We start from the raw sequence: 18,920 nt of genomic DNA on the forward strand, positions 1-18,920 counted from the left end.
TGGAGCAAACAAATTTTTTCCAATATAGGTATAATCGTCGACCTCTCTCGAACCCAAACTAATTTATGCGGGCAACACTCGATGAAGAAACAGATTCTTTTAGCTACAAGTCTAATGCTGAGCATTGGTACAACAAACCTAATGGCAGCCGATCTAGGCAAAGGTTCTTTAGCCTTTGACAAGCAAGACTACGCAACAGCCCTTGAAGAGCTGAAGCCACTGGCAAAAGAAGGCGATCCAGATGCACTCAACATGCTTGGCCAGATGTATGAGAATGGCTGGGGCGTTGAGGTAGACGAAGCTAAAGCACGCCGTTACTACAAGCGCGGTGCGTCTCAAGGCCATATGGCTAACGTAAACAGCCTGCGTGCTCTGAAAGACAAAGAATACAAAGTTGAACTAAAAACCGTTCAACCTGCCGCTGAATCTGGTGATGCTCAAGCACAAAACCGTTTGGGTGAAATGGCAGAGTTCGGTTACGGCATGTCACGTAACGCTGATATGGCAATCGAATGGTACCTAAAATCCGCTGATCAAGGCTATGTCGCTGCACAGCACAACATCGGCCGCTGCTATAACTTCGGCACAGGCGTTGAACAAAACTTTGAAGAAGCAGAACGCTGGTACCGTAAAGCGGCTAACCAAGGTCACACTGACGCGATGTTCTTCTTGGGTACGCTTTACTCCAACAATCACGGCTCTCAGAAAGATCAGGATACCAATATCCTAGCTTACGCTTGGATGCACAATGCTGCTGAATTGGGTAACAAAACTGCACAAGCTATTGAAAAACGTTTGGTAATGAAGCTAAACCCAAGCGAACTTGAAGAAGCTAAAGCATTAGCTGCTGAGTACCGTAAAACGTACATTGCAGAATAAGCGTCTCAATATTCTAAAAAGGCGATCAGATGATCGCCTTTTTTATTGCCTGAAACCAAGTCGGTGGCAGAGCACAACCATTTCCATGTAAAATCTACGCCTAGATAGATAACTTTTAGCGGGCAATTTTCGCAAACCAGCAAGTAACGCCCAGTCTTAAACTCGACCCTATACGTGTATTAATAAAATGAGCCGAGCCTTTAAAGAAACTTATGCCGATATCAAAATCGCCAGCCCACTTAAACGCTTAGGCGCTTTTGTTTATGACTTAATGTTAGTTGCAGCCTTATTAATGGTCTCCACTGGTGTACTTATGACCATCAACGGCGGCGAAGCCCTGGATACCAGCCCTTACTTTGCTGTGTATCAGTCCGCTCTATTTATCATTGTTTACCTATTCCTATCCTTCTTCTGGATGCGCAACGGTCAAACCCTCGGCATGCTAGCTTGGCGTTTGCGGGTACAAACCTCAGAAGGCTACCGCCTTAACTTCACTCAATCACTAATACGTTACATCGTAGGCATCATCTCCCTATCCGCTTTCGGCGTAGGCTTTCTGTGGATGTTTATCAACAAACAGAAGATGACATGGCATGACCTAGCGTCAGGCACACATGTGGTAGAACTACCGAAGAATGCGAAGATTTTGGAATAACGGCAGGACGCCACTTCGTGGCTAGAGTAAAAGAAGGACGCTGACGCTAGAGGGCGCTTCGCTTTTAGGACGTCACTGCGTGACTAGAGGACGGCTTCGCCTAGAGAAAAAGATTTCAACACTGCTTGATTAGAGTATTGAGTATTTTTCTAATCTCCAATATTTCTTCAGCCCAACTTAGGGCTTTCTGCTTCGGTATAAAGCCTACTTTTTGCCCAATTAGTATTTGTGTTCGTAGTTCTGCTGAAGAACCTTTCGCATAGTAAAGGAATTGCCTTTTTTCTTTAACAGAGCTCCGTTCATACCCTTCGGCTATATTACTGGGAATAGACAGACCACTGCGCGTAATTTGGTCTTTGAAACCATAGTCCTTACAACTGGCAAGAACTAAGTATAGATCTGTACTTAATCGGCAGGAACGTTTCCATACATCCAGATTCTCGTAACTCATAACAACCTCCATGTTGTTTATGTTTTAAGCCTTTTCTCTAGCTGCAAAGCAGCGTCCTCTAGGCGAAGCCGTCCTCTAGCCACGCAGTGGCGTCCTCTAGCGCCAGCGTCCTACTTAGCCCTATTAAGCAACCAGAAACCAAACCCCGCACAAATCAGAATTGGGATGATCACCGCAACAAACGGTGCGAATCCAAATACGGCACTGGTAGGACCAAGGATGTCTTGAGTGAGTTTAAATGCGAGGCCTACGATGATGCCGGTGATCAAGCGCTGCCCGAGGGTTACGCTTCGCAATGGGCCAAAGATAAAAGAAACAGCAACCAATACTAAAGCGAATACAGCTAGCGGTAAGAGGAGCTTGCTCCAGAAAGCCACACGGTATTGGGAGGATGCTAGGCCCTGCTCATTGAGATATTCGCTGTAAGATAGCAAGCCACTCATCGATAGGTTAGTCGGTTGAACCATTACAACTTTTAAGAGTTCAGGCGTTAAACCGCTTTCCCAAACTTCGGATTCTAAAGTGGCCGTAGTCACAGAAGATGTCGCTGGTGTCGCTCGATCTTCTGCCGATGGAAAACGAGTTTCACGAACATTCGTAAGTACCCACTTGCCCTCTTCGTAACGCCCTACTTTGGCAAAACTAGAGCGGGCAAGAGTGAGATCTTCATTGAACTCATAACGACTTACGCCGCGAACAGAGCCATCAGGAATTACAGCATTGATATGTAGGAATGTACGCTCATCTCGGTGCCAAACACGACTGGCATCATTAATCGCTCGGCTACCCGTTTGAGCTACTTGGCGGTGACTCTGCGCCTGCTGCTCTGTATGCGGAACTACAAATTCACCAAGACCTAATGCAAACGCAATAATCAGCAATACCGGTTTCATAACAGACAAGATAATCCCTAAAGTCGAGATACCTGCTGCACGCATAACCGTAAGTTCAGAACTCGATGCAAGGATACCCAAACCTAACAAGCAGCCGATCAAGCTTGAGAGAGGAATAAACTCATAAATACGGCGCGGCAAGGTTAGCAGAGAATACTCAACCGCAGCAGCGAAGGTATAACTACCTTCAACATTTTTAAGCTCCTCAACTAGAGCAAACAACATATCTAGCCCTGCAACCACCAGCAGAACCACCAAGAAGCCACCTAAGACATGACGAGCGATATACAGATCTAATAGCTTCATGACGTTTTCTTACTCCATGGCATACGCAAAGTCGGCATAGGAATTTGGTTAAAGACCCGACTCCAGAAACGGCCAAAAACAATCATATTGAGCGCAAACAAAGCAAAAACAAAATGCACCATCCAGATAGCAATCGGCGCAGCTTCATCGTCACTCACTTTACTGGTCATATTGCTCAAAATCGTGAGGTATAGAAGATAGATAATGATCGACGGAACTAGACGTGCAAAACGCCCTTGGCGCGGATTAACACGGCTTAAAGGCACCGCCAACAGGGTAACTACGATCGCCAGTACAGGTAGAGATAAACGCCAGTTCAGTTGGGCGCGATGCTTAGGTTCATCCGAATCCCAAAGTACAGACGTAGGAAGCGCCTCTACTTTGTCATAACGTATCTCTTGGTTTTTACGCTCAACCTCTGAGCCGTATCGCTTAAATCCAAGCTCAGTGTAATCCGCTTTGCCCGGAACACCTTCATAACGGAAGCCATCTTCTAGCACTAAGAAACGCTGATCTCGTTCAGTATCAGTCAACATACTTCCGGATTCAGCTAAGGTAATCTGCAAACGCTTAGTGCTTTGATTGCGGTCAGCCATAAAGACCAAACCGAGCTCACCATTTTCATTTACTGAATCGGTATAGGTCACCCGCGCACTGTTCTGATTCTTCTGAAAGCGCCCCGGCACAAGGCTTTCTAGCTCGCTGCGACTTTCTTGCTCATCAAAGATTTTATTTGTTTCAGAAGCGCCATAAGGAGAAACAAAAACAGATAAAACGCCCACAACAACAGCCACCAGCAAAGCGGGCCCCATGGAATAAGCCACTAATCGTTTCTGGCTCATACCGCAGGCTTCGAGTACCGTCATCTCACTCTCAAGATAGAGTCGACCATAACCCAGCAAAAAGCCTAAAAATAAGCCTAAGGGAAGAATCAGTTCCAGGAATCCCGGTAAGCGATACCCCATAATGGCAAACAATACACTCGGATCTAATTCACCGGCCGCCGCCTTGGAAAGGTATCTAACAAAACGTCCACTCATGATGATAACGAGTAAAACCGAACTCACCGCCAACATGCTGAGAAGCACTTCTCGAGATAAATAACGAAAAACGATCACTCTATGTCCCTACGAAACTGTTACCGACACAAAAATGGTTTATATTATGGGCCTTTACAGCGGAATTTATCTGTCAAAGCCTAGGTACTGAGTTTTAAAGTATCGGCATTATCCTTTAATCCGCACCTAATGTCTTGTTTAGACGGCTGCTGGCCGTGAGTTTGGAGCTAACATGGATTTTGAAATTGTAAATGGTGAGATTCAGTCACTAGAAACAGAATGTCTAGTCATCGCAGTTGAAGCTGATGGCAACCTATCCCCTGCAGCGAAAGCAGTCGACAGCGCCAGCTCTGGATACATCAGCGAAATCATCAACCAAGGTGATATCAGCGGTAAAACAGCACAAACACTTCTACTTCATAAAGTACCGGGCGTAACTGCTAAGCGCGTATTGCTGGTTGGTTTCGGTAAAGAAGAAGATCGTAACAACCGTAATCTACGTAAAGCCGTAACCGCGGTTATGGGCATCGTTAAAGGCACTGGCGTAAGCAGCGTAACATTTGCGCTAGATTGCAAGCTAAGCGACGACGCTGATCAATACCGTCAACTTCGTCATGTTGTTGAATGGGCAGGCGCTGAGCTTTACGTTTATGACGAAACTAAGAGCAAAAAAGCGGACCCTCTAAAACTGGAACAAATTGCGCTAGTTGTTAACGATGGTGATGCAGAAGTGGCAGAAACAGCCCTTTTAGACGGTACAGCGATCGTCAACGGCATGAGCATTGCTCGCGACCTAGGCAACCTACCAGGCAACATCTGTACGCCGACTTACCTAGCTGAGCAAGCACTAGAACTAGACGACGAATTTGAAAGCCTAACAGCAACCATCGTTGATGAAGACGAGATGGCTGAACTGGGCATGCATTGCCTACTTTCTGTAGGCAATGGTTCTGAGCAGCCTTCCAAACTGATTGTTATGGAATACAAAGGCGGCGAAGAAGGCGATAAGCCACACGTACTTGTAGGTAAAGGTATTACGTTTGATACCGGCGGCATCTCATTGAAGCCAGGCGCTGGCATGGACGAGATGAAGTACGACATGTGTGGTGCGGCTAGCGTATTCGGTGCAATGACTGCGCTATGTGAGATGGAGCTACCGATCAACGTTGTTGGTATCGTTGCTGCAGCTGAAAACATGCCAAGTGGCCATGCAACTAAGCCTGGCGACATCGTAACGACTATGTCTGGCCAAACTGTTGAGATCCTAAACACTGACGCTGAAGGCCGTTTGGTTCTTTGCGACGCGCTTACTTACGCAGGCAAATTTGAGCCAGCATCAGTTGTAGATATCGCAACCCTTACTGGCGCGTGCATCATAGCACTGGGTCACCACGCGACAGGCGTACTGTCTAACAATGACGATCTTGCTCAAGAGCTAATGCAAGCAGGTAACCAAGCTGCGGATAAAGCTTGGCAACTACCGCTATGGGATGAGTTCCAAGAGCAGCTAGACTCTAACTTTGCCGATATCGCTAACATCGGTGGTCGCCCAGGCGGCACAATCACAGCAGCGTGTTTCCTATCTCGATTCACTAAAGAGTACCGTTGGGCTCACTTGGATATCGCTGGTGTTGCTTGGCATAGCGGTGGTAAAAACAAAGGCGCTACAGGCCGCTGTGTACCACTACTAACTCAGTACCTGCTAAACCAATCAGCAGACGAGGAATAAGCCTCAGGCTTAGCAACCGATGACCAGTAAAGCTGATTTCTATGTACTACCTTCTAGCGACCCGGATGCCCGTGGTCGCTTCCTTTGCCGTTTAGTCGAAAAGATCCGTGCGCTAGGGCACGAACTTTACATTCAAACCGCAAACGAAAGTGAAGCCAAACATATTGATCAGCTTCTCTGGGAATACCGCCCCGAAGCGTTTATCCCACACCAACTGGTAGGCGAAGACCTCCAGGCCGGCGTACAAATCGGCTGGGATCAACAACGCCCGCAACATAAAGACGTGTTCGTTAATCTGAACTTAGATATTCCAGAAGACGCACTCGGATTCGACCGAATCTTAGAAGTCGTCGTACAAACAGAAGACGTCCTTACCTCCACCCGCAAGAACTACAAGCTATATCAATCTAATGGCATCCAGATTGATATGCATGATATGCGCCCTAAGCCGAAGGCGTAGAGGACGGCTTCGCCTAGAGGTCGCTTCGCTTGTAGGACGCAGCAAAGCTGCTAGAGGACGCAACTTCGTTGCTAGAGAAAAAACCTCTATAGGAATTAAGGGATTAGTTTTTAATATTTCTAAGTAATACGATCCTCAATGACCATACCCTCGAATCATTTCGAATCTTCACAATACTTATAATTTTTTTAATCTTTTTCTCTAGCTGCGTAGCAGCGCCCTTCTTTTCCTCTAGTGGCGAAGCCACGTCCTCTAGCCATGAAATGGCGTCCTAAAAGGCGAAGCCGCTCTCTAGCGTAAGCGTCCTTCTTTTCCTATAGGCGAAGCCGTCCTCTAGCAGCTTTGCTGCGTCCTGCCCTTCAAGCCACAACCGTCCCTTTCCCTCCAGACTTTTTATGTCCGCGTGTTTCTTCAATCAGGAACTTAAGCCAGCGCATATACGGCGTACCACCTGTGCCTTGTTGATCATTACAGCGGCGTGCGATGTATTTAATCGCCCAGTGATAATGCACTTCGCGGAAGCAGGCCATCAGTTCTAACACAGCATCAAACTTATCGGAGTTTGCCAGGGTTTTAACATCAGGCATGGCACGTACTTGTTCCAACATAACTCGATGATCGACAGGCATGTACTGACGCATATCGTACAAATGTCGGGTTAAGCGATTATCTTGGTGAGGGATTTTCATAAACTCTGTGAGTAACGGCATGATGGAGCTTTGTGCGCCGGTTTCACCTCGATAGCTGATCGGATCTATATTCACACCTTCATACACCACCTCTTGGAACTGGCCGATGTAGGGGCGGAATTTAGAGAAATACAGCTCATCCGACATACGTTCAGGTATCCGTTGCAACACCTGAATAATCGAGGTCATCGCCATGGCAATCTTATCGAGTGCTGCATCAACGTCTCTGGGTTGAACCTCGCCTTGTAGACTTAAAACCGCATCCAAAATATCAGCTGCCAAAGCCTCTATTTCGATATGGACCAAGATAAACCAATGCTCATCGTAGAGATGAACAAAGTTCTGAATCGTATCGATATTGCCAAGCTGAACGGATTTACGAATATCAAAACGTCGCCAATTAAACAGCGCGTAACCGTCGTAACTCAAGATTGGCGGACGCTGCATCAGGTCAGCAATTTTGCATAAGGGGCGGGCTAAGTTAGCAGGTAAAGAGTGACAACTTGGTTGCCCTATTTGATTGATATAACCCGACGCGATAAAACCCAACCTGACATAATAAAGGCACGCTTGCGGCCAGAGATCATCAGGGATATTGATATAGGGCCAATCGGGAACAAACACTCGACGCAGATAGTTTCGAGCATCCTTTTCTAATAACAAACTCGGTAACGAATTACCTACCGTATCCAGTACCGCATAAGGCTCCCCCAGAACCAATTCAGTCGCCGGATCCTGACAAGGTAAAAAACCGCGTGTGGCATAACATTGTTTCATGTTCGTACCTCCGCACTAACTTTGATACTTATAAGTATAGAAGTATCAATACAGGACGCAGCAAAGCTGCTAGAGAACGCTTCGCGCTTAGGACGCTAGCGCTAGAGGACGGCTTCGCCTAGAGAAAAACATAACCCTCAATGCACTTTTAACATACAGCTCGTTTTTTGCGTTTTTTCTCTAACTGCGTAGCGGTGTCCTCTAGTGGCGTAGCCACATCCTCTAGCCATGAAATGGCGTCCTCTAGGCTTAAGTCGTCCTTCTTTTTCTCTAGCTGAGTAGCAGCGTCCTCTAAGCGCAGCCGTCCTTCTGTTCCTCTAGCTGCGTAGCAGCGTCCTCTAGTGGCGTAGCCACGTCCTCTAGCCATGAAATGGCGTCCTCTAGGCGCAGCCGTCCTTCTTTCTTAAGCTATTAGCAAAGTCGCGCCCTATCGTCTTCCTCGCCCTAGCTACTGCTCACTAATATCCTGTATAATGTTGGACTTTATGCGTGCTGCCCACGGCAACTCTCGGGCAGCCTAATTCGACAGATTTTCAGAAGACTCAGAGCGCAATGGATACGACTTACCAGCCGCACGAAATCGAGAAATCCTGGTACAAAACCTGGGAAGACAACAACTACTTCGCACCTCAAGGCGAAGGTGACTCTTACTGCATCATGATTCCGCCACCGAACGTCACCGGTAGCCTGCACATGGGTCACGCTTTCCAGCACACCATCATGGATGCTCTAACTCGTTATAAGCGTATGCAGGGTAAAAACACGCTGTGGCAGGTAGGTACAGACCACGCGGGTATCGCTACGCAGATGGTTGTTGAGCGTAAGCTTGCGGCTGAAGAGCAAAAGTCTCGTCACGATCTAGGTCGTGATGCCTTTATCGAAAAGATCTGGGAATGGAAAGAAGAGTCCGGCGGTACCATTACTCGCCAGATGCGTCGCCTAGGTAACTCTGTAGATTGGGCGAACGAGCGCTTCACAATGGACTCTGGCTTCTACCACGCAGTTCAAGAAGTATTTATCCGTCTATACGACGAAGGCTTGGTTTACCGCGGCAAGCGCCTAGTAAACTGGGACCCTAAACTTCACACTGCGATCTCTGATCTAGAAGTTGAGAACAAAGAAGTCAAAGGCAAGATGTGGTACCTACGTTACCCACTAGCTGATGGCGTAAAAACTGCGGCTGGCGAAGACCACATCGTTGTAGGTACGACTCGTCCAGAAACAATGCTAGGTGATACTGGTGTTGCGGTTAACCCTGAAGATGAGCGCTACAAAGATCTAATCGGTAAAGAGATCGTTCTACCGCTTGTTGGCCGTCGCATTCCAATTGTTGGCGACGAACACGCTGACATGGAAAAAGGCACAGGTTGCGTAAAAATCACACCTGCACACGACTTCAACGATAACGAAGTGGGTAAGCGTTGCAACCTACCGATGATCAACGTCCTAACCTACAACGCAGATATTCGCGAAGAAGGTGAAGGCTTTAACACTGACGGTACGCCAAACAACGATATCGACACTAACATCCCGGAGAAATACCGTGGTATGGAGCGCTTTGCAGCGCGTCGTGAAATCGTTGCTGATTTCGAAGCAGCAGGCTTGCTAGTTAAGATCGAAGAAAACGACATGACGGTTCCTTACGGCGACCGTGGTGGCGTAGTTATCGAGCCAATGCTAACTGACCAGTGGTTTGCTGATGCGAAGACGCTAGCAAAACCAGCAGTTGAAGCAGTAGAAAAAGGCGATATCAAATTTGTACCACAGCAGTACGAGAACATGTACAACGCTTGGATGCGCGACATTCAAGACTGGTGTATCTCTCGTCAGCTTTGGTGGGGCCACCGTATTCCAGCCTTCTACGATAACGAAGGCAACGTATACGTAGCGAACGACAAAGAAGCTGCGCGCGAAAAATACGGTCTAGATCCAGAAGTTGAACTACGTCAGGACGATGACGTTCTTGATACATGGTTCAGCTCGGCACTATGGACATTCGGAACGCTAGGCTGGCCTGAAAATACTCAGCGCCTACAAACGTTCCACCCGACTGATGTGCTAGTAACAGGTTTCGACATCATCTTCTTCTGGGTGGCACGCATGATCATGATGACCATGCACTTCATGAAAGATGAAGACGGCAACCCACAAGTACCATTCAAAACTGTTTACGTTACCGGCCTTATCCGTGACGAAAACGGCGACAAGATGTCCAAGTCTAAAGGTAACGTACTAGACCCACTGGACATGATCGACGGCATCGAGCTAGATACACTGCTAGAAAAGCGTTGCGGCAACATGATGCAGCCACAACTAGCTGAGAAGATCGGCAAACGTACTAAGAAAGAGTTCCCAGAAGGCATTCAGGCACACGGTACTGACGCACTTCGCTTCACCCTTGCGGCACTAGCTTCGACTGGCCGTGACATCAACTGGGATATGAAGCGTCTAGAAGGTTACCGTAACTTCTGTAACAAGATCTGGAACGCTGCACGTTACGTGCAAATGAACACTGAAGGCGAAGACTGTGGTCAAAACGGCGGTGATATCGAACTGTCGTTGGCAGATCGCTGGATCGCAAGCCGCCTACAAGCGGTAGAAGCAGAAGTAGTTAAACACTTCGACGAATACCGTTTCGATATGGCGTCTAAGTCACTATACGACTTCATCTGGAACGACTACTGTGCATGGTACCTAGAGCTTTCCAAGCCAGTACTATGGGACGAAGATGCTTCCGAAGCTGCTAAGCGTGGCACTCGCCGCACCCTAGTTCGCGTATTGGAAACAATCCTACGTCTTGCTCACCCAATCATGCCTTACATCACAGAAGAGATCTGGCAGCAGGTTAAAGGTCTAGCGGGTGTTGAAGGCGACACTATCATGACTCAGGCTTACCCTGTACCAAGCTCTGACAAGATCGATAAAGATGCCGAAGCAGAGATAGAATGGCTACAAGGCGTTATCACTGGTGTACGTAACATCCGTGGTGAAATGGGCATCTCCCCTGCTAAAGAGCTGGACGTACTGTTCCAGAACGGCGGCGAGCTAGACCAACAACGTCTGGAAGCAAACCGTACCTTCCTATCTAAACTAGCGTCCCTAAGCAGCATCACATGGCTAAATGCCGGTGACGAAGCACCAATGTCTGCCACTCAGCTAGTAGGCGATATGGAAGTATTGGTACCAATGGCTGGCCTAATCAACAAAGACGCTGAGCTTGCTCGTCTACAGAAAGAGTTAGACAAGCTACAGAAAGAGATCAGCCGGGTTGAAGGTAAGCTAGGTAACGAGAAGTTCGTATCCAATGCTCCAGAAGCAGTTATCGCGAAAGAGCGTGAGAAGCTTGCAGGCTCTCAAGCAGCATTCGATAAACTGAAAGAGCAATACGGTAAGATCGAAGCGCTTTAAGCACAGATCGCTACTCTTCTAGCACGCTTCGCGCTTAGGACGCGGCTGCGCCGCTAGAGTTGCTAGAAAAAGCGCTAAAGACAAAAAAGCCCAAGCAGGTAATTCTGTTTGGGCTTTTTTATTTTGTCATTCCAGCGAAGGCTGGAATCCAAGGTTTTCAGTTGCTAGAAAAAGCTTAAACAGAAAGCCCGGACTTAGGTCTGGGCTTTTTTATACATTTCTTTTACGCTGCATCTAGCGTTTGATCATCAGTTAATAAAATAACTATAAAGTGAGGCACCACAATGAAAAAGATTTTCGCAATCGCGGGTATCGCAGTACTAAGCCTGTCGGGTTCGGTAATGGCTGGTGATATCGCTGCCGGTAAAACTAAAGCGGTGATCTGTGCTGCTTGTCACGGAGAAAAAGGTATCAGCAAGCTTCCTATGTATCCGAATCTGGCAGGGCAAAAAACTGCTTATCTTGCCAAGCAACTACGTGACTTTAAAAGCGGTGCACGTAAAGATCTGGTTATGGCACCTATGTCATCAACGCTTTCAGACGCTGACATCGACAACTTGTCTGCATACTACAGCAGCCTGAAGTAACGACGCCGAAACAGCCAAAGAGCGTCAAGACAACGCGATTACCTAAAGCCTGAGCATTGCTCGGGCTTTTTAAAAAATGGATATATCTTTGAAGTGAATAGATGAAAATAGTGGAGATCTAAAAGATTACTCTCCCTATCTCCCTTCAATCAAAATTCTTCGTCTAAGCGTGCCTTCAGGTGCTAACTCAGACACAGCATTTAAGAAACGCTGCCTTTCATCAGAAGGGAGGTAGTTATGCCCTCCGGCCAGCCAAACCTCCTCATTATCCACCACCTTACCGATAATGATCGCATGCTCAGCGTTAAACGAACCAAAGAGGGATAGCGCTTCATTACAGGGGCTATACCAAGCTACATTTTTTCTTTTTTTCACAACACGCTTAACCAAACGGGGATCATCAAAAGCTATCAAGTTGCCAAAACCTAGCTCTACCAGTTTTTGCTGATGAGAAGAGCCGCGCCAAACCATAATCCCTTCTAACCTCCTGGCCTCCTCAAAAGAATTAATTGGCTGAGTCACACTCAGAAAGCAGATTGGCACTTCCCACAGTTTCGCTAACCAACTAAAGCGCTCTTCTCGTTCAGTCGTTCGAGTGAGTGGGAATAGAAGGTATTCCTTAGACTTTTCAGTTTCTAAAACCGCTCTGGACCAAGGAACGATACGGTACTTTAATACCACTCCTGCGTTATCTGCAGCTTGTGCAAAGAAATCGGGATAGATCCCTTCGACTCCCACCTCTGTTTTTTCCAACAGGCCCGACATCAATTCAGTAGAGATAAGCGTCACTTCTGAATGATCATCCGCCCATGCAGGGTTATTTACATTCAGTAGCAGGAACATAGATAGAAAGAGGATTCTAATCTTCACTAGGGCTCCATCAATAGATCTACAAAAAGCTGTATGTAGTCTAGCAATGAAATAAGGGGCTCGCTTTTTGATTAGATCGCTGCGCTTGTAGAACGCTTCGCGCTTAGGACGCGGCTTCGCCGCTAGAGTGGTTAGAAAAAGACTAAAAACGAGAAGATCAGAAGCCTAACTAGGCTTTTACCTCCGTCATTCCAGCGAAGGCTGGAATCCATAATGCAGTTAGCCCCTCCTTTCTATAATTTTACAGCTACAAGAAGAGATAAAAGTCACAAATATTGTGATGAGTTTTTTTGTAAGCTAAACTCAAAATATAACCCCGGAGTTATGAATTAGGATTTAGCATGGATAGCCGAGAATTAATAAAGCAGCTGGAAGCTGATGGTTGGTATCTTAGACCGCTGCGCTTCTAGAACGCTTCGCGCTAGGACGCGGCTACGCCGCTAGAGTAGTTAGAAAAACCTCAAAACCTTCAAAGGCAGAGATTCCTGATGCTGTATCCAATTTTTATCGAAAAAGAGCCAGAAAGTGATTATGGCGTAATCATTCCTGATCTCCCTGGCTGTTTTAGCGCAGGCTCAACTTACGAAGATGCGCTTTATATGGCGAAAGACGCTATAGAAGGCCATCTAGAAACCTTAGCCGAAGATGGCGAAGAAATTCCTGCTGGCAGCAGCTTAGAAGCCTATAAAGACCAAGCTGACTATCAAGATGGTATCTGGGCGTTAGCAGATGTGGATATCACACCCTATTTAGGCAAAGCTCAAAAGATTAACGTCACCCTCCCCGGCCGACTTATCAACAAGATTGACCAAGCCGTGGCGGAGAAGAGCTTGTATGGAAATCGATCTAACTTTTTAGCCAAGGCAGCGATGCGGGAGTTGGGGATAGAGTAGGTCGCTATACTCCCAGACTGCTACGCTTGGAGAACGCTTCGCGCTTAGGGCGCGGCTTCGCCGCTAGAGTAGTTAGAAAAAGCTTTAAAAACAAAAAACCAGACAAAGAGTTGTCTGGTTTTTAATTACATGGATTAAAGGGCTTTGACCCCTTTACTCGCTTTAATTTGTTTAAAAAACGTCAGGAGATCACTCGTACCCTTGACCGGAAACGACTAATAGATGACCCCAAGCTCCACAGTTAATTTGAACGTATAGATAAGATTAATTGATCGATTTTATCGCTTAGCTCATCCCCTAAATCAGTTCTAAACTCTAATAGTTTATTCAATAAAGGAAGGTGAGAAAGGCTAGGGGCTCTCTCTAACAGTCGAACCAAAGCATAAATACTTTCAATTCCTTTAGATATATCATTTGTTTGAATAACTTCATGAACAGATAGTTTTAACTTAAATACACTTATTTCCGATTCTACTTTTCTATTCATCATAAAAATTGATTCTGCTATTAAAGTATCAATTTGCTTTTTCTTATCCAAGAGCTCTTTCTCTTGAATTTCTATTTCTTTTTTCTTAATAGAATTTTCTCTAAAAACAAATATTGAAGCCGCCGCAACTGAAGAAAGAACAATAGCCAAGAGAGCTGAGAATATATTCCAGATGTTATCCGACATATTTTGAACTTTTGAGCCAAAGGATTTAAGCTCCACCTCAAGCTCTTTGTGTTTTAAAATCAAATCCTCATTTTTACTTTCCAAATCATCAAATTTTTTATTATCACGAACAGAGCTTTCATGTATTAATGTAACAAATTCACTTTCACTTAACGAAGCATAAGTTTTTACTTGACCGCCCTGCCCCCCTTGCGAATAGATATTAAATGAAAAAAAATAAAAAAATAAAAAACAAAAAACATTATACCTATTCATATTAGCCACACTGTGTAACGATAGACAAAATATCTGATATATTACCATCCAAAGGTTTTCCAATAAAAAAAGTTTTCACCTCATCAACTAATATATCTATCTCCCCAATATTCTTTGCGCTGGTTACTACAATGATTTTATCCGGATATAAAGATCTAAGCTGCTTATATATAACCTCCCCTGTTTCCTCGCAAGCCTGCACAGAATAATGGGAACCTGACCTAAGCATAATATCCAAAAAAACGGCATCACAATCATGTAACGTTTGAACCATCTCATACATCTGATCAGCACTATTAATAACTATCGATTTTATTCCTTCAAGATCCAGCAACATGCTCAGATCTTCTGCAAAAAACTTATCATCGTCGAGTATCAAAACTTTATTCATGATTATCCACCAGATTATCTGAAACAGGAACTTTCATACAAAAAACAATTTTATTAGGATCCGACTTAGGGACAATATACAAGTCCCCACCGGAATCAACCATAATCTTTTTAGCTAAATACAACCCAATACCTGTACCATGAATCTTTTCTTTAGATACAGTACGACCTCGATAACTATTCCCAAAAACAAGATCTCTTTCATCATCATCAATTAAGAACCCTCTATTTTCCACATATATATAAAGAAATTCCTCACCGTAATTATATTCGCAATAAACTTTAATTCTTTTATCTTTATAGTAATATTTTGCCGCATTATCAACTAAAGCATTCAAAGCCATTGTGTATAAATTCTTGTCCCCTTTAACCAACCAAGAATGAAAAGAACCAAGATTCACATCAAGAATACACTCATGCTGTTTTTCCAAATAAGGCCTTGTAATATTAACTATCGGGTAAACAACCCCAGATAAAAGAGGGATCCTCTTTTCTACTTTGACCTTAAGCAAAGCCTCAAAATTATAAGAATCGGTGATATGCTTAAGACGACCTCCTAATACTTTAATATCGTCCAACTGTCTTAAATACTTATTTTTTCTTTCATCTGGAATACTTTCTCTCATCAGACCCTTTTTAATTATCTCAGGCCCCATATTAAACTTTGAAATAGGAGTTCTAATTTCGTGCAACAGAACCCTATTAAAGTTATTCTGCTCTTCTAGATCACCGTTAAGGTCTTCGTATTTTCTATAAATATCGATAGAAAGAGATAAAACCTCAACAAGCCTAAGCAAATTTTCAAAATGCAGTGGCCTAGGCGGGCGAATCAGTTTTCTTTCTCCACTATAGACATATTTATTTTTAACCCTTAGTACACCAATTGTCTCACCATCAATAATAATTGGACACCCTATCCAATTTTTTGCTGTATTCTCTGTCGGCTCATCATAAGTATGTGAATTATAAAATCCATTTAAATCATATGCACACCACACCTCCCCAGTATTAAAAACTTTAGAGGTCATTGATTCTTTATCTTTCTTATAAAAGGTATCGCCATTACAAACTCGACACCCATCTCTATCAAATGTAGCTCTCAAATTTAAAAAACCTTCTTCACCAAGAAGAAATATTGATCCAGCTTCATATTTAAGATCTTCACACACAGCAGTGATAAATTTTATAAAATAGTCATCTAAAGTTTCCTTTTGTACATTAAGGCTTACTTTATCGGATATAACTTCAAATTGCTCTTCAGCTACTTGAACATTCTCTATATACTTACTTTCTAAAAAGGACTTTACTTTTCTAGCATTTTCATCATTTATACAAAAGTTTTTCTTTCGCGTATAAAAGGAAGCAATAGCTTTTATACCGCCATCACCACCGACATCAAGTTTAACCCTATTAACCCAGTTCATTTCCAAATTTTTTAATGAATTAGAATTGAACATACCATTTATAATTTCTTTAGACTGAAAGAAGTTTTCACTATCTATCATCTTAACGAACGCACAATCATCATCTGCTTTAACATGATCATCTTCACAATCAAATGAGCTTACTTCACATGTAAAAACAGATGTTTCTTCATTGAAAGTCCATATTGAAAAGTGCTCACAAAAAACATATTCACATAAACTTCCAACATACTCATTTAAACTTATATCAGGCTTGGACACACTATTTATAAGATCATCTTTCCTCTTGTGCTTGAATTTATATATCAATGCCTCAGAGTTTGTCATTATGAAATTAACCGCCTCTTTCTTATCAACAAAGAGCATTAGCCTGATCATAAAATTACTTTTTTGAAAAAAAACAAAATCGTCTGTTTCAACAAATATATATTCTCCTTTTTCTTTAAATTCATCTAATCCAAACTTTTCCAACAATGATCTAGAAGAATATTTCTTCATATCTATCAATTCATCAAAAACAGTCCCTTCTACAAAAACACTTTCTTCTTCAAGATAAGAATTAATTAGTAGAAGATAACCACCGACCTTGTAAAAGACCAAAACATCCAAAATTATTCACCTATATTAATAAACGTTAAACGGCTAAAATCATTAAAGTGGTCAGATCCCTCTACCTATATCACCTAACCAGCCGTCAGAGCCTGACTCGTTAATTACTTCCGATTTATCATTAAAGGGGGCAAAGTCCTTTAATCGATCTACCTAGAGCAACAGAATCAGCTCTCCCATTTCTCAAAGATTACGCTGCAATATCTTTCAACTCGGCTACACTCGCAAATGCTTCCGTTAATTTGTTCCCTTTGCATTCAGGGTGTTTTTTGAGGAATTCATCTAAATCTTTAGCAATAAGATAACCAGCCACTTCCCAAATGCTATATACAGCTATACCCATCATCAAAACTGACAACACAAAAAACATCATAAAATCTATCACCCCCTGAGTGTTCGAAATTAAGACAACACCAGTAACCCAGAAAGCAATTGCTAACAGAAATGAAACGACACAGAAAACGCAGCCAATGTAGAAGTGTATTCTTTTCCACATCGACAAGAGAATAACTAACTGACCATCAACAACATCAATGTAATCTTTGGCCCTGTTGATACCTCGGATAGAAAACTGACCTTGTGTTGCTCTAAGCAGATTAGCAATCAAATTTCTTATATAGGGATCTCCAGAGATTCCTGTCGCACGATAGAATGCAACTCGCTCCAGGCTTTCTTTAACAACGAATTTTGTGTCTTCGGAAAGATCGTTTATCTCCAACGATCCCTTGAGATATGAGCTTTTCCTATCTTGGATTTCATTAATAAAATTCCATATAGCTCTCGCCGCCACATACAACGACATAGCCACAACGATCATAAGCAAAACTGAATCACCTGATTTGAGTGCTTCAGCTATCGGTGCAAGATATCCCATCAATAGATACCTCGACTAGAACCCCAAAACCGAACGGGTGAGGTTTTTATCTTTTTCTGGCTTCTAACAAGCGGAGCGTCTAGCCACTCGCCACTGATTTTCCCTTCCATCGTCTTTCCTTTTGACGAAAATAATCCACGGCCTACTTGGCCTTATTTCAAACAAGAATGCCTATACATTAGCGTTTATACAACTACACAAATTGATAAGGATCAGTTGAAGGAAGGAAACAACTGATAAATAGAAATGAGGTAACTTCTGACAACCTGATCGTTCTTCAACAAAAACTAGATTCCAGCCTTCGCTGGAAAGACAGCGGTTTAATGATATCCCAATGCCTACAAACCGGTTAAAACGCTTTTCCTCTAGCAGCGCAGCTGCATCCTCTAGCCACGAAGTGGCGCCCTATAAGCGAAGCGCTCTCTAGGCGCAGCCGTCCTCTAGCCGCGAAGCGGCGTCCTAGCCACTCGCAGGCGAAGCCAGTATAGCCTTAGCATATCGCTTATCTTCCGCGCTTATTATCATTTATCTCTCCATAGAATATTTTTCGGGAATCCTTTCCCTCAGTTTCTAAAATGTAATACGTAGATGATTGCTCATTTTTATCCGTGAAGAAGATACGCTCTCGCCCATCTTGCTCTTTTTGGTATATCGCAAAATAGCTTTCGTGTTCTAAGTAGTCAGTTGAAACAACACTTTCCGACAATACTAACTTTGCTTGTCCAATATCCTGATTTTCTGGCTTACTAGTGCCATAAAGTTGAGCAAGATACTCTTGGGTAGTTATGTCCCACAGTTCGATCTCTTCCTCTGCGCTAAGTACTTGAATGCTGACATAGCCTTCATCGCTGTTTAATAGCAGAAACTCGCCAATGGCTAGCTGATCGTTATTTTTAACATCTAGCTTGAGAGTAGCTTCTGCCAGAGGAAGCTGAACAACTACGTGTTGCGGAGGTGCAGTAGACGCGCATCCCGCGAGCAGGATAGCAGTGGTTATGCTGAGAAAAATCCTTTTCCAATATAAGAACATCTAATCAAAT

18 protein-coding genes are annotated in these 18,920 nt (G+C 44.0%); 7 read left to right on the plus strand and 11 right to left on the minus strand.

Annotated elements, in window-relative coordinates; genetic code table 11:
* Positions 1 to 81 precede the first annotated feature (81 nt).
* Together ACMXYX_RS14025 and ACMXYX_RS14030 are read left to right on the plus strand one after the other, a co-directional pair.
* The gene (locus ACMXYX_RS14025) at positions 82 to 879 is read left to right on the plus strand and encodes a tetratricopeptide repeat protein (RefSeq protein WP_415896884.1); all 798 of its coding nucleotides are present in this window, start codon (positions 82 to 84) and stop codon (positions 877 to 879) included.
* Positions 880 to 1,066: 187 nt separating this feature from the next.
* Complete coding sequence (locus tag ACMXYX_RS14030; RefSeq protein ID WP_415896885.1) at positions 1,067 to 1,534, plus strand: RDD family protein; 468 nt, start codon at positions 1,067 to 1,069, stop codon at positions 1,532 to 1,534.
* A 115-nt stretch (positions 1,535 to 1,649) separates the two neighbouring features.
* Here ACMXYX_RS14030 and ACMXYX_RS14035 read toward each other — a convergent pair whose 3' ends face one another.
* The 3 genes from ACMXYX_RS14035 to lptF all read right to left on the minus strand — a co-directional run bounded on the left by ACMXYX_RS14035 (position 1,650) and on the right by lptF (position 4,302).
* Positions 1,650 to 1,985 carry a four helix bundle protein gene (locus ACMXYX_RS14035; protein WP_415882265.1) on the minus strand — a complete coding sequence of 112 codons (336 nt, stop codon included), beginning with the start codon at positions 1,983 to 1,985 and terminating at the stop codon, positions 1,650 to 1,652.
* Between the two features lie 110 nt (positions 1,986 to 2,095).
* Entirely contained in the window at positions 2,096 to 3,184 is a 1,089-nt protein-coding gene (gene lptG / locus ACMXYX_RS14040) for an LPS export ABC transporter permease LptG (protein WP_415882266.1), read from the minus strand.
* Positions 3,181 to 4,302, minus strand: coding sequence for an LPS export ABC transporter permease LptF (lptF, locus tag ACMXYX_RS14045; RefSeq protein ID WP_415906131.1), 1,122 nt, complete (start codon positions 4,300 to 4,302; stop codon positions 3,181 to 3,183). The genes lptG and lptF overlap by 4 nt, the downstream gene beginning before the upstream one ends.
* 172 nt (positions 4,303 to 4,474) lie before the next feature.
* Between lptF and ACMXYX_RS14050 the strand changes: the two genes are divergently transcribed.
* The gene (locus ACMXYX_RS14050) at positions 4,475 to 5,971 is read left to right on the plus strand and encodes a leucyl aminopeptidase (RefSeq protein ID WP_415882268.1); all 1,497 of its coding nucleotides are present in this window, start codon (positions 4,475 to 4,477) and stop codon (positions 5,969 to 5,971) included.
* A gap of 19 nt (positions 5,972 to 5,990) precedes the next feature.
* On the plus strand, positions 5,991 to 6,431 hold the full coding sequence (locus ACMXYX_RS14055) for a DNA polymerase III subunit chi (protein ID WP_415882269.1): 441 nt from the start codon (positions 5,991 to 5,993) through the stop codon (positions 6,429 to 6,431).
* A gap of 359 nt (positions 6,432 to 6,790) precedes the next feature.
* Here ACMXYX_RS14055 and ACMXYX_RS14060 read toward each other — a convergent pair whose 3' ends face one another.
* Positions 6,791 to 7,897 (minus strand): hypothetical protein, encoded by a 1,107-nt coding sequence (locus tag ACMXYX_RS14060; protein WP_415882270.1) that lies wholly within the window; start codon positions 7,895 to 7,897, stop codon positions 6,791 to 6,793.
* 148 nt (positions 7,898 to 8,045) lie between these two features.
* Positions 8,046 to 8,264, minus strand: coding sequence for a hypothetical protein (locus ACMXYX_RS14065; RefSeq protein ID WP_415906132.1), 219 nt, complete (start codon positions 8,262 to 8,264; stop codon positions 8,046 to 8,048).
* 185 nt (positions 8,265 to 8,449) lie between these two features.
* Between ACMXYX_RS14065 and ACMXYX_RS14070 the strand changes: the two genes are divergently transcribed.
* Both ACMXYX_RS14070 and ACMXYX_RS14075 read left to right on the plus strand, forming a co-directional pair.
* Positions 8,450 to 11,305, plus strand: coding sequence for a valine--tRNA ligase (locus tag ACMXYX_RS14070; protein ID WP_415906133.1), 2,856 nt, complete (start codon positions 8,450 to 8,452; stop codon positions 11,303 to 11,305).
* 284 nt (positions 11,306 to 11,589) lie between these two features.
* Complete coding sequence (locus ACMXYX_RS14075) at positions 11,590 to 11,892, plus strand: c-type cytochrome (RefSeq protein WP_415906134.1); 303 nt, start codon at positions 11,590 to 11,592, stop codon at positions 11,890 to 11,892.
* Between the two features lie 135 nt (positions 11,893 to 12,027).
* On the opposite strand, the gene ACMXYX_RS14080 is transcribed toward ACMXYX_RS14075, so the two are convergent.
* Positions 12,028 to 12,762, minus strand: a complete 735-nt coding sequence (locus ACMXYX_RS14080) for a hypothetical protein (RefSeq protein WP_415906135.1) — start codon at positions 12,760 to 12,762, stop codon at positions 12,028 to 12,030.
* Between the two features lie 488 nt (positions 12,763 to 13,250).
* Here ACMXYX_RS14080 and ACMXYX_RS14085 point away from each other — a divergent pair, with 488 nt between their 5' ends.
* Positions 13,251 to 13,655 (plus strand): type II toxin-antitoxin system HicB family antitoxin, encoded by a 405-nt coding sequence (locus ACMXYX_RS14085; RefSeq protein ID WP_415882276.1) that lies wholly within the window; start codon positions 13,251 to 13,253, stop codon positions 13,653 to 13,655.
* 241 nt (positions 13,656 to 13,896) lie between these two features.
* Here the strand turns inward: ACMXYX_RS14085 and ACMXYX_RS14090 are convergent, their stop codons facing one another.
* The 5 genes from ACMXYX_RS14090 to ACMXYX_RS14110 form a co-directional block, all read right to left on the minus strand.
* Entirely contained in the window at positions 13,897 to 14,583 is a 687-nt protein-coding gene (locus ACMXYX_RS14090; RefSeq protein ID WP_415906136.1) for a hypothetical protein, read from the minus strand.
* Position 14,584: 1 nt separating this feature from the next.
* Positions 14,585 to 14,974, minus strand: coding sequence for a hypothetical protein (locus ACMXYX_RS14095; protein WP_415906137.1), 390 nt, complete (start codon positions 14,972 to 14,974; stop codon positions 14,585 to 14,587).
* Positions 14,967 to 17,006: an ATP-binding protein gene (locus tag ACMXYX_RS14100; protein WP_415906138.1), complete on the minus strand. Its 2,040-nt coding sequence runs from the start codon at positions 17,004 to 17,006 to the stop codon at positions 14,967 to 14,969. Before ACMXYX_RS14100 ends, ACMXYX_RS14095 begins: the two co-directional genes overlap by 8 nt.
* Before the next feature lie 190 nt (positions 17,007 to 17,196).
* Positions 17,197 to 17,880, minus strand: coding sequence for a hypothetical protein (locus ACMXYX_RS14105; RefSeq protein WP_415906139.1), 684 nt, complete (start codon positions 17,878 to 17,880; stop codon positions 17,197 to 17,199).
* A 502-nt stretch (positions 17,881 to 18,382) separates the two neighbouring features.
* Complete coding sequence (locus ACMXYX_RS14110) at positions 18,383 to 18,910, minus strand: hypothetical protein (RefSeq protein ID WP_415906140.1); 528 nt, start codon at positions 18,908 to 18,910, stop codon at positions 18,383 to 18,385.
* Positions 18,911 to 18,920 lie beyond the last annotated feature (10 nt).

Source organism: Neptuniibacter sp. QD72_48 (assembly GCF_047778065.1).
Lineage (GTDB): Bacteria > Pseudomonadota > Gammaproteobacteria > Pseudomonadales > Balneatricaceae > Neptuniibacter.